This window comes from Streptomyces sp. NPDC042100, from assembly GCF_055582325.1.
This window is the reverse complement of sequence record NZ_JBVJDK010000009.1, coordinates 104,037-127,363: the sequence shown is the minus strand read 5'-3', so window position 1 is coordinate 127,363 and position 23,327 is coordinate 104,037. Positions and strand designations below refer to the sequence as shown.

Annotated in this window: 22 protein-coding genes and 1 tRNA gene; 9 read left to right on the top strand and 14 right to left on the bottom strand. The window is 71.4% G+C overall.

What is annotated here, in order from left to right:
• Positions 1-2 precede the first annotated feature (2 nt).
• Positions 3-536, bottom strand: coding sequence for a type III secretion system chaperone family protein (locus ACZ6J5_RS21475; protein ID WP_469393800.1), 534 nt, complete (start codon positions 534-536; stop codon positions 3-5).
• 123 nt (positions 537-659) lie between these two features.
• A complete protein-coding gene (gene clpB, locus ACZ6J5_RS21470) occupies positions 660-3,248 on the bottom strand; it encodes an ATP-dependent chaperone ClpB (protein WP_469393798.1) in 2,589 nt (862 codons plus the stop codon).
• A 138-nt stretch (positions 3,249-3,386) separates the two neighbouring features.
• Between clpB and ACZ6J5_RS21465 the strand changes: the two genes are divergently transcribed.
• Entirely contained in the window at positions 3,387-3,791 is a 405-nt protein-coding gene (locus tag ACZ6J5_RS21465) for a pyridoxamine 5'-phosphate oxidase family protein (protein ID WP_469393796.1), read from the top strand.
• Between the two features lie 139 nt (positions 3,792-3,930).
• Here ACZ6J5_RS21465 and ACZ6J5_RS21460 read toward each other — a convergent pair whose 3' ends face one another.
• Both ACZ6J5_RS21460 and ACZ6J5_RS21455 read right to left on the bottom strand, forming a co-directional pair.
• A complete protein-coding gene (locus tag ACZ6J5_RS21460) occupies positions 3,931-4,251 on the bottom strand; it encodes a (2Fe-2S)-binding protein (RefSeq protein ID WP_469393794.1) in 321 nt (106 codons plus the stop codon).
• Positions 4,248-4,451: a hypothetical protein gene (locus tag ACZ6J5_RS21455; RefSeq protein WP_469393792.1), complete on the bottom strand. Its 204-nt coding sequence runs from the start codon at positions 4,449-4,451 to the stop codon at positions 4,248-4,250. Before ACZ6J5_RS21455 ends, ACZ6J5_RS21460 begins: the two co-directional genes overlap by 4 nt.
• A 127-nt stretch (positions 4,452-4,578) precedes the next feature.
• Here ACZ6J5_RS21455 and ACZ6J5_RS21450 point away from each other — a divergent pair, with 127 nt between their 5' ends.
• Positions 4,579-5,586: a helix-turn-helix transcriptional regulator gene (locus tag ACZ6J5_RS21450; protein ID WP_469394186.1), complete on the top strand. Its 1,008-nt coding sequence runs from the start codon at positions 4,579-4,581 to the stop codon at positions 5,584-5,586.
• 82 nt (positions 5,587-5,668) lie between these two features.
• On the opposite strand, the gene ACZ6J5_RS21445 is transcribed toward ACZ6J5_RS21450, so the two are convergent.
• The 4 genes from ACZ6J5_RS21445 to dnaK are packed head-to-tail and all read right to left on the bottom strand — an operon-like array spanning position 5,669 to position 9,826.
• On the bottom strand, positions 5,669-6,118 hold the full coding sequence (locus ACZ6J5_RS21445) for a heat shock protein transcriptional repressor HspR (protein ID WP_469393790.1): 450 nt from the start codon (positions 6,116-6,118) through the stop codon (positions 5,669-5,671).
• A 4-nt stretch (positions 6,119-6,122) separates the two neighbouring features.
• The gene (gene dnaJ / locus ACZ6J5_RS21440) at positions 6,123-7,307 is read right to left on the bottom strand and encodes a molecular chaperone DnaJ (protein ID WP_469393788.1); all 1,185 of its coding nucleotides are present in this window, start codon (positions 7,305-7,307) and stop codon (positions 6,123-6,125) included.
• A 30-nt stretch (positions 7,308-7,337) separates the two neighbouring features.
• Entirely contained in the window at positions 7,338-7,982 is a 645-nt protein-coding gene (gene grpE, locus ACZ6J5_RS21435; protein ID WP_469393786.1) for a nucleotide exchange factor GrpE, read from the bottom strand.
• Complete coding sequence (dnaK, locus tag ACZ6J5_RS21430) at positions 7,982-9,826, bottom strand: molecular chaperone DnaK (RefSeq protein WP_469393784.1); 1,845 nt, start codon at positions 9,824-9,826, stop codon at positions 7,982-7,984. Before dnaK ends, grpE begins: the two co-directional genes overlap by 1 nt.
• Positions 9,827-10,053: 227 nt before the next feature.
• Here dnaK and ACZ6J5_RS21425 point away from each other — a divergent pair, with 227 nt between their 5' ends.
• Together ACZ6J5_RS21425 and ACZ6J5_RS21420 are read left to right on the top strand one after the other, a co-directional pair.
• Positions 10,054-10,551, top strand: coding sequence for a sugar transferase (locus ACZ6J5_RS21425; RefSeq protein WP_469393782.1), 498 nt, complete (start codon positions 10,054-10,056; stop codon positions 10,549-10,551).
• Positions 10,552-10,669: 118 nt separating this feature from the next.
• Positions 10,670-12,946, top strand: coding sequence for a (Fe-S)-binding protein (locus ACZ6J5_RS21420; RefSeq protein ID WP_469393780.1), 2,277 nt, complete (start codon positions 10,670-10,672; stop codon positions 12,944-12,946).
• Positions 12,947-13,027: 81 nt separating this feature from the next.
• On the opposite strand, the gene ACZ6J5_RS21415 is transcribed toward ACZ6J5_RS21420, so the two are convergent.
• Positions 13,028-13,954 (bottom strand): hypothetical protein, encoded by a 927-nt coding sequence (locus ACZ6J5_RS21415; RefSeq protein ID WP_469393778.1) that lies wholly within the window; start codon positions 13,952-13,954, stop codon positions 13,028-13,030.
• A 137-nt stretch (positions 13,955-14,091) separates the two neighbouring features.
• On the opposite strand from ACZ6J5_RS21415, the gene ACZ6J5_RS21410 reads away from it, so the two are divergent.
• Positions 14,092-15,051, top strand: coding sequence for a Yip1 family protein (locus tag ACZ6J5_RS21410; RefSeq protein WP_469393776.1), 960 nt, complete (start codon positions 14,092-14,094; stop codon positions 15,049-15,051).
• Positions 15,052-15,137: 86 nt separating this feature from the next.
• On the opposite strand, the gene ACZ6J5_RS21405 is transcribed toward ACZ6J5_RS21410, so the two are convergent.
• Both ACZ6J5_RS21405 and dcd read right to left on the bottom strand, forming a co-directional pair.
• The gene (locus ACZ6J5_RS21405) at positions 15,138-15,635 is read right to left on the bottom strand and encodes a phosphoribosyltransferase (RefSeq protein ID WP_132915920.1); all 498 of its coding nucleotides are present in this window, start codon (positions 15,633-15,635) and stop codon (positions 15,138-15,140) included.
• Positions 15,636-15,648: 13 nt separating this feature from the next.
• The gene (dcd, locus tag ACZ6J5_RS21400) at positions 15,649-16,224 is read right to left on the bottom strand and encodes a dCTP deaminase (protein WP_469393774.1); all 576 of its coding nucleotides are present in this window, start codon (positions 16,222-16,224) and stop codon (positions 15,649-15,651) included.
• Between the two features lie 422 nt (positions 16,225-16,646).
• Here dcd and ACZ6J5_RS21395 point away from each other — a divergent pair.
• A tRNA-Gly gene (locus ACZ6J5_RS21395) sits at positions 16,647-16,717 on the top strand.
• A gap of 62 nt (positions 16,718-16,779) precedes the next feature.
• On the opposite strand, the gene ACZ6J5_RS21390 is transcribed toward ACZ6J5_RS21395, so the two are convergent.
• Entirely contained in the window at positions 16,780-18,303 is a 1,524-nt protein-coding gene (locus tag ACZ6J5_RS21390) for a PucR family transcriptional regulator (protein ID WP_469393772.1), read from the bottom strand.
• A 167-nt stretch (positions 18,304-18,470) separates the two neighbouring features.
• Here ACZ6J5_RS21390 and ACZ6J5_RS21385 point away from each other — a divergent pair, with 167 nt between their 5' ends.
• From ACZ6J5_RS21385 to ACZ6J5_RS21375, 3 genes are all read left to right on the top strand, one after another.
• A complete protein-coding gene (locus ACZ6J5_RS21385) occupies positions 18,471-19,877 on the top strand; it encodes a purine-cytosine permease family protein (RefSeq protein WP_469393770.1) in 1,407 nt (468 codons plus the stop codon).
• On the top strand, positions 19,874-20,374 hold the full coding sequence (locus ACZ6J5_RS21380; RefSeq protein WP_469393768.1) for a nucleoside deaminase: 501 nt from the start codon (positions 19,874-19,876) through the stop codon (positions 20,372-20,374). The genes ACZ6J5_RS21385 and ACZ6J5_RS21380 overlap by 4 nt, the downstream gene beginning before the upstream one ends.
• A gap of 225 nt (positions 20,375-20,599) precedes the next feature.
• Positions 20,600-21,235, top strand: a complete 636-nt coding sequence (locus tag ACZ6J5_RS21375; RefSeq protein ID WP_469393766.1) for a histidine phosphatase family protein — start codon at positions 20,600-20,602, stop codon at positions 21,233-21,235.
• Here the strand turns inward: ACZ6J5_RS21375 and ACZ6J5_RS21370 are convergent.
• Both ACZ6J5_RS21370 and ACZ6J5_RS21365 read right to left on the bottom strand, forming a co-directional pair.
• Complete coding sequence (locus ACZ6J5_RS21370; RefSeq protein ID WP_469393764.1) at positions 21,215-21,973, bottom strand: lysophospholipid acyltransferase family protein; 759 nt, start codon at positions 21,971-21,973, stop codon at positions 21,215-21,217. The two genes, ACZ6J5_RS21375 and ACZ6J5_RS21370, sit on opposite strands and share 21 nt — an antisense overlap.
• The gene (locus ACZ6J5_RS21365; protein ID WP_469393762.1) at positions 21,970-23,280 is read right to left on the bottom strand and encodes a wax ester/triacylglycerol synthase domain-containing protein; all 1,311 of its coding nucleotides are present in this window, start codon (positions 23,278-23,280) and stop codon (positions 21,970-21,972) included. Before ACZ6J5_RS21365 ends, ACZ6J5_RS21370 begins: the two co-directional genes overlap by 4 nt.
• Positions 23,281-23,327 lie beyond the last annotated feature (47 nt).

Sequence of the window (23,327 nt, the reverse complement as noted above, 5' to 3'; positions counted from 1 at the left end):
CTTCACTCGCCGGACTCGCCCGGCTCCTTGTCCTCCGGGGACTCCAGGCCGAACTGCTCGACGACCCACTTGTCGAACTCGATCGAGGCGCGCACCCAGCTGACGGTGGAGGACACGAAGTGCTCCAGCGACACACCGGTGCCGATCAGCATCTGGGCCTCGCCGATGAGGCGGAGGGTGGCGGAGCCGTCCTCCTCCTCGTGCAGGTGGGTGTAGACCTTGGGCCACAGGGTGCGGCGGTTCCAGTCGTCGATCGCGTCGAGGACCTTCGCGCGGTCGTCCGCCGCGTGCGGGCGGTCGTAGAACGTGCGGACCGAGAAGACCTGCTGCTCGTCCTCGCCGCGGAACATGAAGTACGTGCGGAATTCCTCCCACGGCGCCGCGAGGTCACCCTCGTCGTCGACGACGTACTTGAGCTCCATCTGGTCGAGGAGCTGCTTCACCAGGTCCTGGTCGGGAACGACGGGGCCCGCCGGTCCTGCCTGGGGCTGGGGCTGACCCCCGAAATTCGGAATCGAGGACGGGTCGATGCTCACCGGGATTTCCCTTCGTACGGATGCGGCCATCCTCCCTCATGCCGGGCGGGGGGTGGCAAGCCCCCACGGCCTGGATCCGCTGCAAGCTGATCCGGGCCGCGGGGGCGCCGCTCCGTGGGCGGGTCAGACCTCGGCCCGGCCGACGATCAGGCCGTCCTCGAAGCGGTCCACCCGGACCGTGTCCCCGTCGCGGACCTCGCCGGACAGGATCTCCCGGGCCAGCCGGTCACCGATCGCGGACTGGATCAGGCGGCGCAGCGGGCGGGCGCCGTACGCCGGGTCGTTGCCCTCGTCGGCCAGCCAGGCCAGGGCCTCGGGGGTGACCTCCAGGGTGAGCCGGCGGTCGGCGAGGCGGCGGGCCAGCCGGTCGATCTGGAGGCGCGCGATGCGGCCCAGCTCGTCCCGGTCCAGGGCGGAGAAGACCACGATCTCGTCGAGCCGGTTGAGGAACTCGGGCTTGAAGCTCGCCCGGACCACGTCCAGCACCCGGGCCCGCTTCTCGTCCTCGGAGGTCCCCTGGTCCACCAGGTACTGGCTGCCCAGGTTGGAGGTGAGGATCAGGATCGTGTTGCGGAAGTCGACCGTGCGGCCCTGGCCGTCGGTGAGCCGCCCGTCGTCCAGGACCTGGAGCAGCACGTCGAAGACCTCCGGGTGCGCCTTCTCCACCTCGTCGAGCAGCACCACGCTGTACGGGCGGCGGCGGACGGCCTCGGTGAGCTGGCCGCCCTCCTCGTAGCCGACGTAGCCGGGGGGCGCGCCGACGAGCCGGGCGACGGAGTGCTTCTCGCCGTACTCCGACATGTCGATGCGGACCATGGCCCGCTCGTCGTCGAAGAGGAAGTCGGCGAGGGCCTTCGCGAGCTCGGTCTTGCCGACGCCGGTGGGGCCGAGGAAGAGGAAGGAGCCGGTGGGCCGGTCAGGGTCGGCGATGCCCGCGCGGGTGCGGCGGACGGCGTCGGAGACGGCGCGCACGGCCTCGCTCTGGCCGATCAGGCGGCGGCCGAGCTCGTCCTCCATGCGCAGCAGCTTCTGCGTCTCGCCCTCCAGCAGGCGCCCGGCGGGGATGCCGGTCCAGGAGCCGACGACGTCGGCGATGTCGTCCGGGCCGACCTCCTCCTTGACCATGGTGTCCTTCTGGGCCGCGCGCTCGGCCTCGGTGGCCTCGGCCAGCTCCCGCTCCAGGCCCGGGATCTCCCCGTACAGCAGCTTGGACGCGGTGTCGAAGTCGCCGTCGCGCTGGGCGCGCTCGGCGAGCCCGCGCTGGGCGTCGAGACGCTCCTTGAGCTCGCCGACGCGGTTGAGGGACTGCTTCTCCTTCTCCCAGCGGGCGGTGAGCCCGCGCAGCTCCTCCTCGCGGTCGGCGAGGTCGCGGCGCAGCTTCTCCAGGCGCTGGACGCTGGCGGCGTCGGTCTCCTTGGAGAGGGCGAGCTCCTCCATATTGAGCCGGTCGACGGAGCGCTGGAGCTCGTCGATCTCGACGGGCGAGGAGTCGATCTCCATGCGCAGCCGGCTGGCGGCCTCGTCGACGAGGTCGATGGCCTTGTCGGGCAGGAAGCGGGAGGTGATGTACCGGTCGGACAGGGTCGCGGCGGCCACCAGGGCGGAGTCGTTGATCTGCACCTTGTGGTGGGCCTCGTAGCGGCCCTTGAGCCCGCGCAGGATGGCGACGGTGTCCTCGACGCTCGGCTCGGCGACCAGGACCTGCTGGAAGCGGCGCTCCAGCGCGGGGTCCTTCTCGATCCGCTCGCGGTACTCGTCGAGGGTGGTGGCGCCGACCATGCGCAGCTCGCCGCGGGCCAGCATCGGCTTCAGCATGTTGCCGGCGTCCATGGCGGAGTCGCCGCCCGCGCCCGCGCCGACGACGGTGTGCAGCTCGTCGATGAAGGTGATGACCTCGCCGTCGCTCTCCTTGATCTCGGAGAGGACGGTCTTCAGCCGCTCCTCGAACTCGCCTCGGTACTTCGCGCCGGCGACCATGGCGCCGAGGTCGAGCGAGATCAGCCGCTTGTTCCTGAGCGACTCGGGCACGTCGCCCTTCACGATCCGCTGGGCGAGGCCCTCGACGACGGCGGTCTTGCCGACGCCGGGCTCGCCGATGAGGACCGGGTTGTTCTTGGTGCGGCGGGAGAGGACCTGGACGACGCGCCGGATCTCGTGGTCGCGGCCGATGACCGGGTCCAGCTTGCCCTCGCGGGCGGCGGCGGTGAAGTCGGTGCCGAACTTCTCCAGGGCCTTGTACGAGCCCTCCGGGTCGGCGGTGGTCACCCGGCGGGCGCCCCGGCTCTTCTCGAAGGCGTCCTGGAGGCGGGCGGCGGTGGCGCCCTGCGCGTCGAGCACCCCGCCGGCCTGCCCGCCCTTGGCGGCGGTGCCGATCAGCAGGTGCTCGGTGGAGATGAAGTCGTCGCCCAGCCGCTTCGCGCGGTCGGCGGCGTCGGCGATCACCGCGAGGAGCTCGCGGTTGGGCTGCGGGGGCGCGACCGTGGACCCGGTGACGCTGGGCAGGGCGGCGAGCAGCCGCTCCGCGCCCGAGCGCACGGCGGCCTGGTCGGCCTCGACGGCGGCGAGCAGGTCGGTGATGTTCTCGTTGTCCTGACCCGTGAGCAGCGCCAGGAGAAGATGCGCGGGGGTCAGATCGGCGTGCCCCTGGGACACGGCGCGGCTGCTGGCCGCGTTCAGCGCGTCCCGGCTCCTGTTGGTCAGTTCGGCGTCCACGTGCGGGGTCTCCTCCGTTGAGCTCGACTCGTACGTACTCCTCGTACCCGTATGACTCATACAGCGTACATAAAGTTGAGTCTATTCCGCTCAAGGTGAAGGTTTCGGCGCGGGGCCCCTCGGCGGTAGTTTCCGGGCATGGCTACCGACCCGAGGAACCCCGGCGACTCGTATCTCGGCTTCTGGCGCGAGTACCACATGTCGACCCTGACCACCCTCCGCCCGAACGGCACCCCGCACGTGGTGGCGGTGGGCGTCACGTACGACCCGGAGCAGGGGGTGGCCCGGGTGATCACCAACAAGCACAGCCGGAAGGTCGCCAACGTGCTGGCGGCGGGCGCGGAGGGCGCCAAGGCGGCGGTCTGCCAGGTCGACAAGGGGCGCTGGGCCACCCTGGAGGGCATCGCCAGGATCCGCACGGAGGCCGAGGCCGTCGCGGACGCGGTGGACCGCTACGCGGCGCGCTACGGGCGCACCCCGGAGCCGAACCCGGACCGGGTGGTCATCGAGATCACGCTGACCCGCGCGATGGGCCGGGCGTAGCGGAAGGGCCAATTCCGGCCATAAGCGGAACGGCCGATTCTGGCCGGAGACGCACAACGGCGCCATCGCGTTTCAGGTCCGCGATGGCGCCGCTGTGTGGGGGAAGTGCCGGAGCGATCTACAACGACGGGGGAATCGCTCAGGCACTGCGGGGGGTGGCGGTGATGGTCTCGGCCTCGACCAGCTGGTGGTCCCGCTGGTCGAGATTGACGAAGATCATGCCGTACCGGATGGCACAGCGGACGGGCTGCGGGGCGCCACGGGGCCGGCGCAGACACCGGTAGGCACGGACGTCCTCGTCCTGTTCCCGGGCGACGACGATCGGTTCTCCGAAGAGGGTGACCATCAGCGAGTCGCCACGGTGGGGGATGGCCGTGACGAGATCGACGAAGTGCCACCCGGACCGGTAGGCCGAAGCCATCTCCCGCCGGAAGGTCCTGTCGTCCGGGGGCACGGTCATGCGTCCGCGTCCGCCGGGCTGGAGTCCCATACGGGGTCGAGCTGACCGGCCGGGGCGAAGTCCCAGACGGGGTCAATCGGTGCCGCGACGACCTTGGCGGGCGCGCTGTCCCACACCGGGTCGCTGACGGCCAGCGCTCCTACTGCCGCCGCCCCAATGAAGACGGAAGCAAGTATCGAGCGAAGCAGTTTCGTGGACATGAGCGGCTTCGACCTCACTTGATGGTTTCCTCTCCCCCGCGTACAAGACGATGGCTCAGTCTTTGCGCTGGCACCACCGGGGCAATGCATCATGTTCCTGAAATACAGGATCCTGGGGGGTGTGCATATGCCGCAGAAACCGACAGACCCGACACATCCTCACGGGCATGTCGACCTCTGTGCAGCCGGAACGGACTTGTACGCAAGTGCGTTGCGGATCGGGCGAATAACCAGGACCGAGGCAGAAGCCGCACCCTGCCTCATGGACCTCGACCTGCTGCATCCCGATCCGGACGATCCCTCCTGGCTGCGGCCCGTCCCGCCCTCGGCGGCGCTCGCCCGGCTCGTCCAGCCCCTGGAGCGGGAGATCCAGGACCGGCGCGCCCTGGCCATGGGCCTCTCCAGCACCTTCGAGCCCTTCATGGCCATCAGCGCCCAGGACCCCTCGACCACCCACGCCATCACCGTGCTCGAAGGCATCCACCGCATCGACGCCGTGCTCGGCCGGGCCACCGCCGAGTGCTCCCAGGAGCTCCTCACCGTCCAGCCCGGCGGCGGACGCAGCGAGCACACCCTCAACACCGCCCTCAACCGCGTCCAGCCGCTCCTGGACCGAGGCGTCCGGGTCCGCACCCTCTACCAGCACACCGCCCGCCACAGCCCCGGGATGCAGGTCTACCTGGAACAGGCCGGCATGAACCGCCTCCAGGTCCGCACCCTGGAGGAGAGCATCGAGCGGCTCATCATCATCGACCGCTCCATCGCCCTCATCCCCGCCCGCCAGGACCGCCAGGTCGCCCTGGAACTGCGCCACCCGGGGCTCGTGGAGTACCTGGCCACCGTCTTCGAGCAGTCCTGGGCCCGCGCCACCCCCTTCGGCGAACAGGTCCCCGGCGCCCAGCGCAAGGGCGGCATCAGCGGCGTCCAGCACTCCATCGCCAAGCTCCTCGTCGAGGGCCACGTCGACGAGGCCATCGCCCGCCGCCTCGGCATGAACGTGCGCACCTGCCGCGCCCACATCGCCCGGCTGGCCACCACCCTCGGCAGCGGCAGCCGCGCGCAGCTCGGCTACCTCATCGCCCAGTCCGGAATCCTCGACGAGGCCCCCTCCGCCGGAGCGGAAGGGGCCTCGTGAGGGTCCTCAGGGCCTGCGGGACGGCGTCCCGAGGGAGGTACGGCGACTACGGCGGGCTTCGCGGCCCGGCGTACGGGACGGGCTACTCGCCGCGCTTGTGCCCCGGCCGCCAGACGACCAGCGCGCTGGCCTGCTGCACGTCCGTGTAGGGCACCAGGTCCCGCCGGTACGAGGCGTGGACCTGGGCCTCGCGCTGGCGCATCGCCGCCGCCGCGCCCTCGACCGCCGAGGACAGCTCGGCGATCCGGCTCTGCAACGCCGCGACCTGGTTCTCCAGTTCGATGATGCGCTTGATGCCGGCCAGGTTGATGCCCTCGTCCTGCGACAGCTGCTGCACCTGGCGGAGCAGCTCGATGTCGCGGGCCGAATAGCGGCGCCCTCGGCCCGCGGCGCGGTCCGGGGACACCAGGCCCAGGCGGTCGTACTGGCGGAGGGTCTGCGGGTGCAGACCGGACAGCTGGGCCGCCACCGAGATGACGTACACCGGCGTCTCGTCGGTCAGCTGGTACGGGTTACGGCGACGACCGTCCATGTCCTCAAGCTCCCTTCGCGGCCTGGAACAGCTCTGCCCTGGGGTCTTCACCCGCCGTGGCCTCGCGGTAGGTCTCCAAGGCCTCGCGGGCCTTGTCGCCCAGGTCCTTCGGCACCGCGATCTCCACGGTCACCAGGAGGTCGCCGCGCGTGCCGTCCTTGCGGACGGCGCCCTTGCCCCGGGCGCGCATGGTGCGCCCGTTGGGCGTGCCCGCGGGCAGCTTCAGGGTGACCGGGGGGCCGCCCAGCGTCGGGACCTTGACCTCGCCGCCGAGCGCCGCCTCGGCGAAGCTGACGGGCACCGTGACGGTGAGGTTGTCGTCCCTGCGGCCGAACACCGGGTGCGCGTCGACGTGCACGACGACGTACAGGTCGCCGTTCTGCCCGCCGCGCTCGCCCGGGGCGCCCTTGCCGCGCAGCCGGATCTTCTGGCCGTCGCTGACACCCGCCGGGATGCGCACCTGCATGGTCCGCGAGGACTTGGCCCGGCCGCTGCCCTTGCAGACCTCGCAGGGGTTCTCCGCGATCAGGCCGCGGCCCTTGCAGTCCACGCACGGGTCGGTCAGCGAGAAGCCGCCGCCGCTGCCGCGCGAGACCTGCCCGGTGCCGACGCAGGTCGGGCACACCCGGGGGGTGCCGTTCTTGTCGCCGGTGCCCGAACACGCCTTGCAAGGCTGCTGGCTGGACATCCGCAGGGGCACGGTGGCGCCCTCGATGGCCTCGGTGAAGCTGAGCGTCACCTCGGACTCGATGTCCTGCCCACGGCGCGGCTGGGTGCGGGTGCCCGCACCGCCGGCGCCCCGGTTGAACAGGCCGCCGAAGACGTCCCCGAGACCGCCGCCGCCCCCGAAGCCGCCGGCTCCGCCGGGGCCCTGGGCGCCGCCGAAGAGGTCGCCCAGGTCGAAGTTGAACGAGCCGCCCGCCCCGCCGGGTCCGGCACGGAAGCCCCCGTTGCCGAACAGGGCGCGCGCCTCGTCGTACTCCTTGCGCTTCTTCGGGTCCCCGAGGACGTCGTTCGCCTCGGAGATCTCCTTGAAGCGCTCCTCCGCCTTGGCGTCGCCCTTGTTGGCGTCCGGGTGGTTCTCGCGGGCGAGCTTCCGGTACGCCTTCTTGATCTCGGCGTCGGTGGCGTCCTTGGGGACGCCGAGAACCTTGTAGTAGTCCTTCTCGACGAAGTCCTTCGTACTCATCGACGTCCCTCCTTCCGGACGGTCACTGCGTCACCCCTCTTCGGGGGCACCGCTCTCCTCGTCGGCCTTCTTCTCTTCCTTGCCGGCCGGGGCCGCGCCCGGCTGGGGCTCGGCGACGGCCACGCGCGCGGGACGGATGGTCCGCTCGCCGATCCGGTACCCCGGCTGCAGGATCGCCACGCAGGTCGTCTCGGTGACGTCCGGCGCGTACGAGTGCATCAGGGCCTCGTGGATCGTCGGGTCGAAGGGCTCGCCCTCCTTGCCGAACTGCTGGAGCCCCATCTTGGCGGCGACGGTCTCCAGCGACTCGGCGACGGACTTGAAGCCGCCCACCAGCTCGCCGTGGTCCCGCGCCCGGCCGATGTCGTCGAGCACGGGCAGCAGTTCGGTCAGGAGGCTCGCCACGGCGATCTCCTTGACCGTCACCCGGTCCCGCTCGACCCGGCGGCGGTAGTTCTGGTACTCGGCCTGCAGGCGCTGGAGGTCCGCCGTGCGCTCGCCGAGCGCCGTACGGGCCTGGTCCAGCTGCGCCAGCAGGGCCACGTCACTCGCGTCCCCGGCCGGGGCCGCCCCCTCCGCCTTGTCGGCGGAGGCGGCGGCGGTCTCGGGCTCCTCGGGCGTGCCCTCGGCGGGGACTTCGGGCTTCTCCTCGAAGCCCGGGGTCTCCTCCGGCATCAGGCAGCGCCGCCCTTCGGCTTCTCGTCGTCGACGATCTCGGCGTCGACGACGTCGTCGTCGGCCTTGGCCTGCTGGGCACCCTCGGCGCCGGCGGCACCCTGGGCGGCCTGGGCGTCGGCGTACATCGCCTGGCCGAGCTTCTGGGAGACGGCCGCGACCTTCTCGGTGGCGGTGCGGATCTCCGCGGAGTCCTCGCCCTTGAGCTTCTCCTTCAGCTCGGCGACGGCGGTCTCGACCTCGGTCTTGACGTCACCGGGGACCTTGTCCTCGTTGTCCTTGAGGAACTTCTCCGTCTGGTAGACGAGCTGCTCGCCCTGGTTGCGGGTCTCGGCGGCCTCGCGGCGGCGGTGGTCCTCCTCCGCGTACTGCTCGGCCTCCTCGCGCATCCGGTTGACCTCGTCCTTCGGCAGCGAGGAGCCGCCGGTGACGGTCATCTTCTGCTCCTTGCCCGTGCCCAGGTCCTTGGCGGTCACGTGCATGATGCCGTTGGCGTCGATGTCGAAGGCGACCTCGATCTGCGGGACGCCGCGCGGGGCCGGCGGAAGGCCGGTCAGCTCGAACATGCCGAGCTTCTTGTTGTACGCCGCGATCTCGCGCTCGCCCTGGTAGACCTGGATCTGCACGGACGGCTGGTTGTCCTCGGCCGTCGTGAAGATCTCGGACCGCTTGGTCGGGATCGTGGTGTTGCGCTCGATGAGCTTGGTCATGATGCCGCCCTTGGTCTCGATGCCGAGGGACAGCGGGGTGACGTCGAGGAGCAGGACGTCCTTGACCTCGCCCTTGAGGACACCGGCCTGCAGGACGGCGCCGATGGCGACGACCTCGTCCGGGTTCACGCCCTTGTTGGCCTCGTTGCCGCCGGTCAGCTCCTTGACGAGCTCGGCGACGGCCGGCATGCGGGTCGAGCCGCCGACGAGGACCACGTGGTCGATCTCGGACAGCGCGATGCCGGCGTCCTTGATGACGTTGTGGAACGGGGTCTTGCAGCGGTCCAGGAGGTCCGCGGTCAGCTGCTGGAACTGCGCGCGGGTGAGCTTCTCGTCCAGGTGCAGCGGGCCCTCGGCGGAGGCCGTGATGTAGGGCAGGTTGATCGTGGTCTCCGTCGAGGAGGAGAGCTCGATCTTCGCCTTCTCGGCCGCCTCGCGCAGACGCTGGAGGGCCATCTTGTCCTTGGACAGGTCCACGCCGTGCCCGTTGGCGAACTGCTTCACCAGGTAGTCGACGACGCGCTGGTCCCAGTCGTCGCCACCGAGGTGGTTGTCACCGTTGGTGGCCTTCACCTCGACGACGCCGTCGCCGATCTCCAGGAGGGACACGTCGAAGGTGCCGCCACCGAGGTCGAAGACGAGGATCGTCTGGTCGTCCTTGTCGAGGCCGTAGGCCAGCGCAGCGGCGGTCGGCTCGTTGACGATGCGCAGGACGTTGAGGCCCGCGATCTCACCGGCCTCCTTGGTGGCCTGGCGCTCCGAGTCGTTGAAGTACGCGGGGACGGTGATGACCGCGTCGGTCACCTTCTCGCCCAGGTACGCCTCGGCGTCGCGCTTCAGCTTCTGGAGGATGAACGCCGACATCTGCTGCGGGTTGAAGTTCTTCCCGTCCAGCTCGATCTTCCAGTCGGTGCCCATGTGGCGCTTCACGGACCGGATGGTCCGGTCGACGTTGGTGACCGCCTGGCGCTTGGCGACCTCGCCGACGAGCACCTCGCCGTTCTTGGCGAAGGCGACGACGGACGGCGTGGTCCTGGCGCCTTCGGCGTTGGTGATGACGGTGGGCTCGCCGCCTTCGAGAACGCTGACGACGGAGTTAGTGGTGCCCAGGTCGATGCCGACCGCACGTGCCATTTCGATTCCTCCAGCTAACTGACTTGAGTGGATCTGACTCAAGGATGCATGACGACCGGCCCCGAGTCAACAGACTTGAGTCTCATGGACTCAACTCTTCGCCCTCCCTCTCGCTCACAGACCCTCACCCGAAGGGTCGCAGAGGGCGCGTCATTCCCCGATAAGGACCGCCCGCGCGTGAGAGAGTCCGGACATATCCCATGATTCTCGCCAGGAGGTGCGCGCGCATGACGGCGAAACGCGCGGTGGACGTGGCGGGCGGGCTGGCCCTGCTGGCGCTGCTCTCCCCGCTGATCGCCCTCGTCGCCCTCTCGGTCACCCTCGGCACCAGCAGCCCGCGCGGGGCGCTGCGCCGCCGCCCGGTCGCGGGGCGCGGCGGGCGCGTCTTCACGATGCTGACCTTCCGCACGAAGAGCCCGCTGGCCACGCTGCCGCTGCTGCTGCACGTCGTACGGGGCGAGATGTCGCTGGTGGGACCGTGCGCGCTGGCGCCCGGCCACCGGGAGTCCACCGGCGACGGACGGCGCCGGCTGACCGTGCGCCCCGGGATGACAGGACTCTGGCAGATCAGCGGGCGCTCGGAGCTGCCCTGGGAGGAGCGCGAGCTGCTGGACCTCCACTATGTGGACCACCACTGGCTCGGCATGGACCTGGTGATCCTTGCGCGTACGCTTCCTGCAGTCCGCCGACGCCGCAACGCACCGCCGACGGCAAGGGTTGCCTGAGCGACACAGATCACCGTGAGCTCCGCTACAGTGCGGCGCCACGAGCGGGTAATCTCGGCACGGACTGAATAAGTTACCGCTTAGTAGGCCCGACTGGCCCCCGCCCGAGGAGCCCCTCATGCAGCTCGCCGCGATCATCGTGTCGCTGGCCCTGACCGTGGTCGGCGTTGCCCTGCTCGCTCGCGCCATCGGTCAGTTCGTCCGGTACTTCAAGCTGGGCCAGCGCCTCCCGGCCGGCGCCCGCACCGACAACCCCTACCAGCGCAGCGTGACGCTCGTCCGGGAGTTCCTCGGCCACACGCGCATGAACCGCTGGGGCATCGTCGGCTTCGCCCACTGGTTCGTCGCCGTCGGCTTCCTGACCCTGCCGCCCACCCTGGCGCAGGCGTTCGGACAGCTCTTCCAAGCCGACTGGACGCTGCCGGTCATCGGCGGCTTCCTGCCGTTCGAGCTGTACATCGAGTTCATCGGCGTCATGACCATCCTCGGCATCGCCGTCCTCATGGTCATCCGCCTGCTGAGCCTCCCGGGCCGGGCCGGCCGCAAGTCGCGCTTCGCCGGCTCCAAGACGGGCCAGGCGTACTTCGTCGAGTACGTCATCCTCACCATCGGCCTCGCGATCTACGTGCTGCGCGGCCTCGAAGGCGCGATCCACCACGTCGAGGGCTACGAGGCCGCGTACTTCGCCTCGTACCCCCTGGTCCTCGCCTTCAAGGGCCTGAGCGTCGCGACCCTCCAGAACCTGATCTACCTCACCGCCATGGTCAAGATCAGCACCTCGTTCATCTGGATGATCGTGGTCTCGCTGAACACCAACATGGGCGTCGCCTGGCACCGCTTCCTCGGCTTCCCGAACATCTGGTTCAAGCGCAACGCCACCGGCGAGACCGCCCTCGGCGCGCTCCAGCCGATGACCTCCGGCGGCAAGCCGATCGACTTCGAGGACCCGGGCGAGGACGACGTCTACGGCGTCTCCCAGGTCGAGCAGTTCTCCTGGAAGGGCCTCCTCGACTTCTCCACCTGCACCGAGTGCGGCCGCTGCCAGTCGCAGTGCCCCGCCTGGAACACCGGCAAGCCGCTCTCCCCCAAGCTCCTCATCATGTCGCTCCGCGACCACGCCCACGCCAAGGCGCCGTACCTGCTCGCGGGCGGCGGCAAGACCATGGAGGGCGAGGAGAAGGCCACCGAGGAGCAGCTGAAGGACGTCCCCGCCGCCGCCCTGGCGGAGGCCGAGCGCCCCCTCATCGGCACCGCCGAGGAGAACGGCGTCATCGACCCCGACGTCCTGTGGTCCTGCACCACCTGCGGCGCCTGCGTCGAGCAGTGCCCGGTCGACATCGAGCACATCGACCACATCGTCGACATGCGCCGCTACCAGGTGATGATCGAGTCCGCGTTCCCGTCCGAGGCGGGCACGATGCTCAAGAACCTGGAGAAGAAGGGCAACCCCTGGGGCCTGGCCAAGAAGCAGCGCGTCGAGTGGACCAAGGAGGTCGACTTCGAGGTCCCGATCATCGGGAAGGACGCGGAGGACCTCTCCGAGTTCGACTACCTCTACTGGGTCGGCTGCGCCGGCGCCCTGGAGGACCGGGCCAAGAAGACCACCAAGGCCTTCGCGGAGCTGCTGAACATCGCGGGCGTCAAGTTCGCGATCATGGGCGGCGACGAGAAGTGCACCGGTGACTCCCCCCGCCGCCTGGGCAACGAGCCGCTGTTCCAGCAGCTCGCGCAGGAGAACGTCGCCATGCTGAACATGGCGTTCGGCGAGTCCTTCGGCGAGGACGGAGAGGTCGACCCGGAGACGAGGAAGCCGAAGTCGGCGAAGAAGATCGTCTCGACCTGCCCGCACTGCTTCAACACCATCGCCAACGAGTACCCGCAGCTCGGCGGCGAGTACGAGGTCATCCACCACACCCAGCTGCTCCAGCACCTCATCGACGAGGGCAGGCTGGTCCCGGTGACCCCCGTCGACGGCCTGATCACCTACCACGACCCGTGCTACCTGGGCCGCCACAACAAGGTCTACACGCCCCCGCGCGAGATCATGTCCGCCGTCCCGGGCCTGCGCCAGCAGGAGATGCACCGCCACAAGGAGCGCGGCTTCTGCTGCGGCGCCGGCGGCGCGCGGATGTGGATGGAGGAGCGCATCGGCAAGCGCATCAACACCGAGCGCGTCGACGAGGCCCTCTCGCTCAACCCGGACATCGTCTCCACCGCCTGCCCGTTCTGCCTGGTCATGCTGACCGACTCGGTCAACGGCAAGAAGAACGACGGCAAGGCCAAGGAGAGCCTCCAGGTCGTGGACGTGGCCCAGCTGCTCCTCGACTCGGTGAAGACCCCGGTCGACCCGGAGCCGGCCGAGGAGCCGGAGCCCGAGCCGGAGCCGGCGGCGTGACGCCGACGCCGTAGCCCGTACGGGAAAGGGCCGTCCCCGCAGCCGACGCGGAGGCGGCCCTTTCCCGTGTCCGTACGCGGGTCAGTCCCGCTCCGCGCGGCGGTGGAACAGCGCGAAGCCGAGCCCGGCGGCGCCGAGGGCGGCCATGCCGCCGCCCGCACCGAGCAGGGCGGCCTGGTGGGACCCCCCGGCGACCTCGGCGACACGGCCGGGGTCGCCGACACCCTCGGCCCCGGCCTTCACGGCCCCCTTGGGCACGGTCCCGCGCGGGACGACGACGGTGCTCGTCCCCGGCTTGCCCGGGGCGGGCTTCTCGCCCTTGTACGTGGCGACGAGCCGGCCGCCGAAGTCGTAGACCCAGCTGTCGCCGCCCTGCTTCGGGGTGCCGACGACGGCGAGGCGGTAGCCGCCCTTGCCCTGCGGGACGAGCTTGTACGTCCAGCCGTGGTGGTGGAGCACCGGCTCCTTCGCGGTGAGGGAGCCGAAGGGGAGCTCGACGCGCGGCCCCTTCTTGAAGAACCTGGCGACCGTGCCGTCGGACAGCGTCACCCGGGCATCGGCCTGCCGGGGCGCGGGCTTGGGGACGGGCTTGGGCGTGGGCTTCGGCTCGGGGACGGGCTTGGTCTCGCGGTCGGGCTTGGGCTCGGGGGCGGGGTCGGTCCAGGAACGGAGGGACCCGTCGGGGTTCAGGACGACGTGCAGCCCGTTGTTCTCGCCGTACGCGGGCTGTCCGCCGGTGCTGACGAGGGTGTCGAGCAGGGAGCCGTCCCCCCAGATCTCGGCGACGTAGGAGTCCGTGCCGGTCTGGGTGCCGGTCTGGAAGACCTTGGCGACCGACCCGTCGGCGAGCCGGTACGACTGGACGAAGACCCGCTGGCCCTCCTGGGTGGTGCCCGGCGCCGGGTCGGGCGCGTCGTCGGCGAAGGCGGCGGCGGCCGGGAGGGAGAGGGCGGCGATGGTGCCGGTGGCGAGGACGGCGGTACGCAGGGTCCGACGGGCGATACGCATGGGAAAGTTCCTTTTGCCTGGTTCGTTCGGCGACACATCGAAGGTAGAAGCCCCATGTGTGGGCGATCCGTCGGACATGTAACGAACGCCAGAGGTCCAGCCATCGGCCGCGTAACCCCGCGCACGACCCCTAGGGGATGTCACAGCTCTGCCGCACTCCGCCGCCGGGGAGCGATCCCGCGGCGGGAGCGGGTACGTTCATGGACGTGGCTGGATTCAGGAACGGACGCGGCCGGGCCGGCGGCCCCCCGCGGCAACCGCAACAACCGCAGCACCCGCAACGCCCGCAGCAGGGGCCCTACGGGTACGAGGCGGCTCCTCCGCCGTACCCGCAGCAGCAGTACCCGCAGCAGTACGGGCAGCAGCAGCCCCAGCAGCAGGCGTACGGCGAGCCGGAGTACTTCGGCGACCCGCAGCAGCCGCCGTACGGGCAGCAGCAGCACCCGCACGACCGGCAGCAGTACACGGCGGCGAACAACCCGGGCCACACCCAGGTCTTCAGCGTGCACGACGACCCGTACGGCCAGGGCGCCACGTACCAGGCCGGCGCCGCCCCCGCGCCGACGGGCCCGCGGCTGCACTGGAAGGCCCTGCTGAGCGGCATCGTGCTGCGCCCGGCGGACACGTTCCTGCGGATGCGGGACCACGCGGTGTGGGGCCCGGCGCTGATCGTGACGTTCCTCTACGGGCTGCTCGCGATCTTCGGCTTCGAGAAGACCGGCACGGAGACGGTCGACCCGACGTTCTCGGCCGCCCTGATCACGGCCGTCGCCTTCGTGGTCGGCGGCCTGATCCTGGGCACGGTGACCCACACCCTCGCGCGTCAGCTGGGCGGCGACGGGGCCTGGCAGCCGACGGTCGGCCTGTCGATGCTGATCATGTCGATCACGGACGCGCCGCGCCTGGTCTTCGCGGCCTTCCTGGGCGGCGAGAACGGCCTGGTGCAGGTCATCGGCTGGCTGAGCTGGCTGGCGGCGGGCGCCCTGTTCACCGTCATGGTGAGCCGCTCGCACGACCTGCCCTGGCCCAAGGCGCTGGGAGCGTCGGCGATCCAGCTGGTGGCCCTGCTGAGCCTGATCAAGCTGGGCACGCTGTAGCCCGGCCCCGCACACGAGAGGAGGCCCCCGCCGGCCAACCGGCGGGGGCCTCCTCCGCTGTACTACCGCCTTCGGTCTTCTCCGCCTCAGGCGTCGAGGACCTGACCCTCACGCTTGACGACGGGCGGCTCGACCGACCAGGGGAAGTTGATCCACTCGTCGGTCTTCTTCCACACGTACTCGCACTTCACGAGGGAGTGCGACTTCTCGTAGATGACGGCGGAGCGGACCTCGGCGACGTGGTCGACGCAGAAGTCGTGGACGAGCTTCAGCGTCTTGCCCGTGTCGGCGACGTCGTCGGTGATGAGCACCTTCTTGTCGCTGAAGTCGATCGCGTCCGGCACGGGGGCCAGCATGACCGGCATCTCCAGGGTCGTCCCCACGCCGGTGTAGAACTCCACGTTCACGAGGTGGATGTTCTTGCAGTCGAGGGCGTAGGCCAGACCACCGGCGACGAAGACGCCGCCGCGGGCGATGGAGAGCACGATGTCGGGCTCGTAGCCGTCGTCGGCGATGGTCTGGGCGAGCTCGCGGACAGCGGTCCCGAAGCCCTCGTATGTCAGGTTCTCGCGTACTGCACTCATGCCTGCGACCGCCTCACACCTGGGTCCGATGGAAGTTCATGTAGGAGCGGGAGGCCGTCGGCCCCCGCTGCCCCTGGTACCGCGAGCCGTAGCGCTCGCTGCCGTACGGGAACTCGGCGGGCGAGCTGAGCCGGAACATGCACAGCTGCCCGATCTTCATTCCCGGCCAGAGCTTGATCGGCAGGGTGGCCAGGTTCGACAGCTCCAGGGTCACGTGGCCCGAGAAGCCGGGGTCGATGAACCCGGCGGTCGAGTGCGTGACGAGCCCCAGCCGTCCCAGGGAGCTCTTGCCCTCAAGCCGCGACGCGATGTCGTCCGGCAGGCTGATGACCTCGTAGGTCGAGGCGAGCACGAACTCGCCGGGGTGCAGGATGAACGCCTCGTCCCCCTCGGGCTCCACCTGGCGCGTCAGGTCGAGCTGCTCGATGGCGGGGTCGATGTGGGGGTGGCGGTGGTTCTCGAACACCCGGAAGAAGCGGTCAAGCCTCACGTCGATGCTCGAGGGCTGCACCATGGATTCGTCGTACGGGTCGATGCGCACCCGTCCGGCATCGATCTCGGCCCGGATGTCCTTGTCTGAGAGAAGCACGCTCCCACGATACGCAGAGGGTGCGGAGCTCCCCCAATCGGGAAGCACCCGCACCCTCCGGACATCGTCAGCGCTGCCCGGTCTCCACAGGCACCGCGTGCCGCAGCCGCGCACACCGCGGACACCGGACGAGCCGCGCGGGCCCGATCCGCCCCGCGCCGAGATGCTGCAGCGGGAACGAAGCGGTGCTGAAGACGTGCCCCTCGGCACAACGGACGACGGTGCGCTCGATCAACCCGATCAAGTCCCTTCCCCGACAAGCAAAGTGGTGGACGAGAGAGCCACATTAGGGGATCAACGGGACACCACTCCAGGCGGCACTCCGCACACCCGCCGGCCACCCACCGGCCACCAACTTCGCCTCAAGTGGCGCATGGGGTACAGTGTGCAACGATGTCGCGCCGATCTTCGGGGCGGTTTTCGCGGATGTAGTTTAATGGTAGAACATGAGCTTCCCAAGCTTATAGCGCGGGTTCGATTCCCGTCATCCGCTCGTGGACGAAGGCCCTGGTCTCTGACCAGGGCCTTCTTCGTCGTCCGGGCACGGTCGGGGGCTCAGCCCTCGTCGATCGCGCAGGCGAGGTAGAGGTCGACGCGGTCGCGGGCGGTGGAGAGGTCGCGGCCGGTCAGGTGCTGGATGCGGCCGACCCGGTAGTGGAGGGTGCTGACGTGGATGTGGAGGGCGGCGGCGGTGGTGCGCCAGGCGCCGTTGTGCTCCAGGAAGACCGTCAGGGTGTGGACCATGTCGGCGCCGTGCTCGGCGTCGTACTCCTGGAGGGGGCCGAGGAGGCGGCGCCGGTAGGAGGCGCGGATGTCGGCGGGGACGCCGGCGAGCAGCAGCAGGTGTGAGTCGAGCGCGCGGGCCGTGACCAGGGCCAGGCGGGCGGGGCGGAGGGCCGCGAGGCGGGCGGCGTGGCGGGACTCCTCCAGGGCGCGGGCCAGTCCGGTGGCGTCGGGGGCGGGGGCGCCGAGGCCGAAGGCGATGCGGCCGCCCTCGGCGGCCGGCTCGAAGCGGGCGAGGCGGTCTTCCAGGAGCTCGGCGAGGGTCGTGTCGTCGAGCGTCGGGCCGGGGGAGATCAGGAGGGTCAGGCCGTGTTCGCCGCCGGCGACGACGGTGCGGGTGTCCGGGCTCTCGTCGAGGACGCTCTCGGCGAGGTCCGCGGCCAGGTCCCAGGGGCGCAGCGCGCCCCGGGTGAGGGCGGTCAGGACCAGGAGGGGGCCGTGGGGGTCCAGTCCCGCCGTCCGCAGCCGGGTCGCGAGCGCGGCGGGCGGGGCCGCCTGCTCGACCAGGTCGACCAGGTCGGCGTGGAAGCGCTGTTCCGTCCGGCGGCGTTCGTCGCGGCGGGCCCCGCCGAGGGCGAGGAGCTCCGCCGTCTGCTCGGCGGCCTCCGGATCGGAGGGCTCCCCTCGGACGACGAGCAGACCGCCGCCCGCGCCGCGCCGGCCTATGGGCAGGACCCGGTGGCCGTCGATGGTCGCCGGGAGGCGGTCCGCCCGCTGGGCGGTGGCGGCGAGCCGGGCGCGGACGGGGCCGGGGAAGGGCTCGGCCGGGCCCGCGAGGAGGCGGCCCGCCGAGGACAACGCCCAGCATTCGGTGCCGAGTTCGGCGGCGAGCATGGCCACCAGGCCGCCCAGGTCCGCGCCTTCGACGAGGGCGCCGACCAGCCGCCGGTGACGGCCGAGGACATCGGCGAGTTCGAGGCCGCGTTCGCGGTTGATGCGCTCGATGACGGTGCGGGAGAGCGTCCCGTACGAGATCTCGGGCGGGGCCGCCAGGACGGGGATGCCGTGCCGCGCGCACGCCTCGACGAGGGCCCGGGGCACCTCGCCCAGCAGGATGTCGCCGGCCACCAGCGCCGCCGCGCCGCCGTGGGCGAGGGAGGCGGCGAAGGTCTCGCAGTCGGCCGGGGTGCGGTACCAGCCCTCGCTGGTCAGCACGAGCTCGCCGCCGGTGAGGAACGCCGCGGGCTCCAGCAGGTCCGTCGCGTAGACCCAGCGCAGCTCCCGTGCGAGGTCGCCGTCCGGGGTGAGCAGGGTGAGGCCCAGGTCCGTCATGCCCAGCAGATCCCGCACCTGCATGTGCCGACCCCTTCCGCTCTCCGACGATCATACGAAGAGTAGTGATGTTTCGGCCATGACTTAGGTCGCCGTGAGGATGCCCCGCCACTGTCCACGGGGTGTGTACTGCCGTTGCTGCAGCACTCCGGCATCCCTGACTTCCTACGAATCTTGGAAGGGGGCACGACATGACCCGACAAGGCCCTCTCGCCCGGCGGCTCTCCGCCGCGGTGCGTTCCGCCACCGCGGTGGAGACCTCGGGTATCGAACCGATACCCGCCGACGACCGCGAAGGCGGACCGGGCTCGTCGTTCACGCTCTGGTTCAGCTCCAACGTCCAGTTCTCCAGCCTCACCAGCGGCATGCTCGCCACCGCCGCGTTCGGTCTGGGCTGGGCGCAGGCGCTGCTGGCCATCGTGCTCGGCAGCGCCGTGGGTGCGGCGGCGATCGGCATCACGTCCACGTTCGGCCCGCCCAAGGGCGTCGGCCTGCTCGTGCAGACCCGGCTTCCCCTCGGCCGGCGCGGCGCCGCGGTCCCCGCCGTGCTCGTATTCTTCAAGGCGTGCGCGTGGTTCGCGGTCAACTCGATCCTCGGGGCCTTCGCCGTCCGGACCCTGATCGGCACCGGCTTCGGCCCGGCCTTCGCGATCGTCACCGTCTCCCAGGTCGCCATCGCGCTCGTCGGCTACGGCTTCATCCACCTGGTGCAGAAGGCGATGGCCCTCGTCCTGCCGCTGCTCTTCATCGGCGTCTCCCTCTACGGATTCACCGAGAGCGACCTCGGCTCCGGCTTCGACGCCGTCAAGGCGGGACCGCTCGGCTTCGTCGGCGCCTTCGCCCTGGTGGTGGCCGTCCAGGCGGCCCGGGCGCTGAGCTTCTCCTCGTACGCCGCCGACTACACCCGCTACATGCCCGTCGACACCCCGCCCCGCGCGCTGTTCCTGTACGCCTTCACCGGCACCTGGCTCGGCTCGGTGTGGATCGCGAGCCTCGGCGCCGCCATCGGCACGATCGCGTTCATCGGCACCCCCACCGACCTCGTCGGGCAGGTCCTGCCCGGCGCGCTCGCCACCGTCACGATGCTCGCCCTCGGGGTCTCGACCATCACCTCCAGTTGCCTGGACTGCTACTCCGGCGCGCTGGCCTGGCTCATCGCCGGCGTCAGGATGGCGCGCTGGCAGGCGGTCCTCGTCGTCGGCGGACTCGGCAGCGCCATCGGCTGGTTCGCCGGCCAGGGCGACTACTGGAAGTCGTTCGAGAACTTCCTGATCATCCTCGGCAACTGGATCGCCCCCTGGCTCGCCGTGATGCTCGTCCAGCGCTTCCTCGTCCGGGACGCACCCGACGAGGAGGCACCCCGCGGCTTCGGACCCGGATTCGCCTCCTGGCTCCTCGGACTGCTCGCCGCCGTCCCCTTCATGAGCCAGCCCGGCGTCTTCGTCGGCCCGATCGCCGAGAGCCACCCCGCCCTCGGCGCCTGCGCCGCGGCCGTCGCCTTCCTGACGGCCGGGCTCATCCACTACGCGCTCACCCGGAACAGCCGGACCCGAGCCACCCCGTCCACCGACGACACTCCCAAGGAGATCCACGCATGACCGCCGTCCCCACCCCGACGACCGCGACCGACACCGACCTCGCCCGTCTCCGCGCCTCCGTGGACGTCGCCCGCCGCTCGCGGGCCGCCGGCAACCACCCCTTCGGCGCCCTCCTGACCGGCCCCGACGGCGAGATCCTGCTGGAGGCCGAGAACACCGTCACCACGGAGCGCGACGCCACCGGCCACGCCGAGACCAACCTCGTCCGCCTCGCCACCGGGAAGTACGACGCCGACTTCCTGCGCACCTGCACGCTCTACACCAGCACCGAGCCGTGCGCGATGTGCTCCGGCGCCATCTACTGGGGCAACATCGGCCGCGTCGTCTACGCCCTCGGCGAGGACGAGCTCCTGGCCATGACCGGCGCCAACGAGGAGAACCCCACCATGGCCCTCCCCTGCCGCACGGTCTTCACGGCCGGCCAGCGCGACCTCCCCGTCATCGGCCCGGTCGACCTCCCCGAGGCCCGCGAGGTCCACACCGGCTTCTGGAACTGACCCGGCGGAAACCCCACCAAGCACCCTCCCGAGGGCTGTCAGGGACCCTCGGGAGGGGTCCGTTCCCCGCGCGACCCCCTGGCGCTCCGTGCCCCACCGGCGGGCCCTGGTCACCGACCAGGGCCCGCGTCGTCGTCCGTGCCTCGGGGAGCGCGTGCCGTTCGGGTGCGGGTGGCGTTGAGGAGGTGAGCGACCTCATCGTGGTCGACTGCCTTGGGAGGGCACATGCGCCTGCTGCTGATCCGACACGGCCAGACCGACGCGAACCTGGCGGCCGCCCTCGACACGGCCGCCCCCGGGTCGCCGCTGACGGAGACCGGGCACCGGCAGGCCGAGGAGCTGGTCGGGGTGCTGCGGGAGGAGCCGGTCGGGGCGGTGTTCGTCTCGCCCCTCACGCGGGCCCGGCAGACGGCGGGGCCGCTGTGCTCGGCGCTCGGGCTGCGGCCGGCGGTGCGGGACGGGCTGCGGGAACTGGAGGCGGGCGTCTGGGAGTCGAGCACGTCGGGGGAGGACGTCAGCAGGTACGCGGCGGTCGCCTCGGCCTGGGCGTGCGGGCGGCCCGAGGTCCCGATGCCGGGGGCGTCCGACGGGCGGGAGTTCCTCGGCCGCTTCGACGCGGTGATGGCCGAGGCGGCGGACTGCGGGGCCCGCGTCGCCGCGCTGGTGACGCACGGCACCGCGATCAGGATCTGGACGGCGGCGCGGACGGACAACGTCCGCATCGGCTTCGCCCTGGAGAACGAGGTGCCCAACACGGGTGTCGTCGTCGTGGAGGGCACCCCGGCGACCGGCTGGCGGGTGCGGTCGTGGGCCGGGACCGAGATCGGGGACCGGGCGGAGTCAGCCCTCCTCGTGGGGTGAGCACCAGGCCGGGGACGCCTTGCGAGGGGCCGGCAGGTCGACGAACTCCTGCCCGGACAGCTCGGCGATGCGGTGCATGAGGCGCAGCGTGGTCTCCCGCAGCGCCGCGGTGGCCGGGAAGCCGTCGGCGCGGCGCTCGTGACCGTCGGCCGGGCCGGTGAGCGGCGGTCCGAACCTGATCCGGACCGGGTGGGGGCGCAGCCGGGTGGTGCCGATCGGCTGCACGCGGTCGGTGCCGCTGATCCCGAAGGGGACGAGGGGGGCGCCGCTGACGAGCGCGAGGGCGGCGGCGCCCGGGCGGCCCCGGTAGAGCCTGCCGTCCGGTGAGCGGGTGCCCTCGGGGTAGAGCGCGAGCAGCCCGTCGCCGTCCAGGACCTCGCGGCCCGTGTCCAGGACGGCACGGGCGGCCGCCGGTCCGCCGTACCGGTCCACCGGCAGTACGCCGAGGCGGCGGTAGTGCCCCGCCATCAGGCGTCCCCTGGCACCGGGGCGGGTGAAGTACTCCTCCTTGCCGAGGACGGCGACCCTGCGGGGGACCGCCGCGTAGAGGAAGAGGGTGTCGCAGACGGCGAGGTGGTTCCCGGCCAGGACGACGGGGCCGGTCGCCGGGATGTGGTCGAGGCCGGTGACCGTCACGGGGGCGTAGGCACGGGCGACCAGGCGCATGGCGGCGCGCACGCCTCGGTAGGTGAGGTGCGGCGGCAGGTGCGGCGCCAGGTGCCGCGATCGGCGCGTCATCGGGCGGACGGAGCCGGGGTCGCCGGGGCGAGGACGTCGACGGCCTGGAGCCACAGGTCAGCCAGCTTCTCGGCCATGGGCAGCGCGGTGTCCGCCGTGAAGGAGCAGACGGCCTGGTCGCGCCAGAGGGTGAGCGCCGGCTGGTACGGGAAGGGGGCCGGAAGGCAGTTCAGGCTGGTGAAGCGGGCGGCCCGGCGGCCGGCGAAGCCGATGTCGGCGGTGAAGCCCAGGACGGTCGTCTGCATTCCGGCACGAGCGAACACCCGCCCGGAGAGCGTGCGGACACCGGTGGCGCCGAGTCCTCCCATGGCCCTTCCCATGGCCCAGCGGACCCCCGGGTCCTTCAGCGGCCTGGTGCGTCGGGCGACGGCCCTGGCCCGCTCGGCGAGATCGCTCCGGTCCCAGGGGAGGTCGACCAGGGCCAGGGCGAAGCGGTTTCCGGTGTAGGGGGCCACGCCGACCTGGTCCAGGGACACGGGGAGGACGATGCCCCGGGTGCGCCTGCCCTCCGCCGTCCAGCCCGTGGGGTCGGCCGCCTCCGCGACCCGGGTCAGGGCGGCGACGTGGACGTCCAGGACCGAGCACTCCAGCGCCCGGGCCGCCGCGCGCAGGCGCGCGACCGGCACGGCGACCGAGGTGAACACCCGTCGGCCGTCGCGCACTCCGGGCACTCCGGGTGCACCGGGTGCACCGGATACCCCAGGCACCCCCGGCGCACCCGGCGCCCCCGACGCATCCGACGCATCCGGCAGCAGTGGTCGTCGCGGTGCCCGCGTCAGCAGTCGGGGGGTGGCGGCGGCCACGCGCAGGCGGCCGCCGACGCGCGTGCCGAACGCGGGGCGTTCCTTGCGGCGTTCCGGCGTCGAGGCGGCCGTGCCCGGCTCGGCGAGCGAGAACAGCAGGCGGATCAGGCGCATCAGGCTGACCCCGTCCTGGAGCGCGTGATGGGCCCGGTAGCAGAGGAGATGGCCGTCCCCGTCCTCGCCGGCGACCAGCCACACGCCCCACGGCCGTTGCCCGCACCCGGCCGTCGGCAGGTTGACCAGGGCGTCGTAAGCGCGTGACCAGTCGCCGGAGCGGCAGCCCTGTACGGGGAGCCGGCGCACGTGATCGGCGAGATGGTCACCGCAGCCGGCCAGCGGCGGCAGCAGGGGCAGGCGCCGCCGCACCTGGTCCTCCACCGCCTCGATGCCGGGGGCCGCGCCCCGCATCTCCATGGCCGCGCCGATGTGGAGGTAGTGGACGGACTCCGGCATCTCGCGGATCGTCCGGTCGAGCGCCGGGAAGGCGGCGGCCGCCTCGGTCATGTCCGTCCTCTCATTCATTCACTCAGCCACTCAGCCACTCAGCCACG

What these genes read in the sequence shown, in the direction of transcription:
- ACZ6J5_RS21415 (WP_469393778.1), bottom strand. Translation starts at nt 13,954, where the DNA reads ATGCGTATCGCCCGTCGGACCCTGCGTACCGCCGTCCTCGCCACCGGC.
- ACZ6J5_RS21370 (WP_469393764.1), bottom strand. Translation starts at nt 21,973, where the DNA reads ATGACGCGCCGATCGCGGCACCTGGCGCCGCACCTGCCGCCGCACCTC.
- ACZ6J5_RS21405 (WP_132915920.1), bottom strand. Translation starts at nt 15,635, where the DNA reads ATGAGTGCAGTACGCGAGAACCTGACATACGAGGGCTTCGGGACCGCT.
- ACZ6J5_RS21445 (WP_469393790.1), bottom strand. Translation starts at nt 6,118, where the DNA reads ATGGACGGTCGTCGCCGTAACCCGTACCAGCTGACCGACGAGACGCCG.
- ACZ6J5_RS21465 (WP_469393796.1), top strand. Translation starts at nt 3,387, where the DNA reads ATGGCTACCGACCCGAGGAACCCCGGCGACTCGTATCTCGGCTTCTGG.
- dnaK (WP_469393784.1), bottom strand. Translation starts at nt 9,826, where the DNA reads ATGGCACGTGCGGTCGGCATCGACCTGGGCACCACTAACTCCGTCGTC.
- ACZ6J5_RS21425 (WP_469393782.1), top strand. Translation starts at nt 10,054, where the DNA reads ATGACGGCGAAACGCGCGGTGGACGTGGCGGGCGGGCTGGCCCTGCTG.
- ACZ6J5_RS21365 (WP_469393762.1), bottom strand. Translation starts at nt 23,280, where the DNA reads ATGACCGAGGCGGCCGCCGCCTTCCCGGCGCTCGACCGGACGATCCGC.
- ACZ6J5_RS21460 (WP_469393794.1), bottom strand. Translation starts at nt 4,251, where the DNA reads ATGACCGTGCCCCCGGACGACAGGACCTTCCGGCGGGAGATGGCTTCG.
- dnaJ (WP_469393788.1), bottom strand. Translation starts at nt 7,307, where the DNA reads ATGAGTACGAAGGACTTCGTCGAGAAGGACTACTACAAGGTTCTCGGC.
- grpE (WP_469393786.1), bottom strand. Translation starts at nt 7,982, where the DNA reads ATGCCGGAGGAGACCCCGGGCTTCGAGGAGAAGCCCGAAGTCCCCGCC.
- ACZ6J5_RS21410 (WP_469393776.1), top strand. Translation starts at nt 14,092, where the DNA reads ATGTCACAGCTCTGCCGCACTCCGCCGCCGGGGAGCGATCCCGCGGCG.
- ACZ6J5_RS21385 (WP_469393770.1), top strand. Translation starts at nt 18,471, where the DNA reads ATGACCCGACAAGGCCCTCTCGCCCGGCGGCTCTCCGCCGCGGTGCGT.
- ACZ6J5_RS21450 (WP_469394186.1), top strand. Translation starts at nt 4,579, where the DNA reads ATGCCGCAGAAACCGACAGACCCGACACATCCTCACGGGCATGTCGAC.
- ACZ6J5_RS21380 (WP_469393768.1), top strand. Translation starts at nt 19,874, where the DNA reads ATGACCGCCGTCCCCACCCCGACGACCGCGACCGACACCGACCTCGCC.
- ACZ6J5_RS21375 (WP_469393766.1), top strand. Translation starts at nt 20,600, where the DNA reads ATGCGCCTGCTGCTGATCCGACACGGCCAGACCGACGCGAACCTGGCG.
- ACZ6J5_RS21390 (WP_469393772.1), bottom strand. Translation starts at nt 18,303, where the DNA reads ATGCAGGTGCGGGATCTGCTGGGCATGACGGACCTGGGCCTCACCCTG.
- ACZ6J5_RS21455 (WP_469393792.1), bottom strand. Translation starts at nt 4,451, where the DNA reads ATGTCCACGAAACTGCTTCGCTCGATACTTGCTTCCGTCTTCATTGGG.
- ACZ6J5_RS21420 (WP_469393780.1), top strand. Translation starts at nt 10,670, where the DNA reads ATGCAGCTCGCCGCGATCATCGTGTCGCTGGCCCTGACCGTGGTCGGC.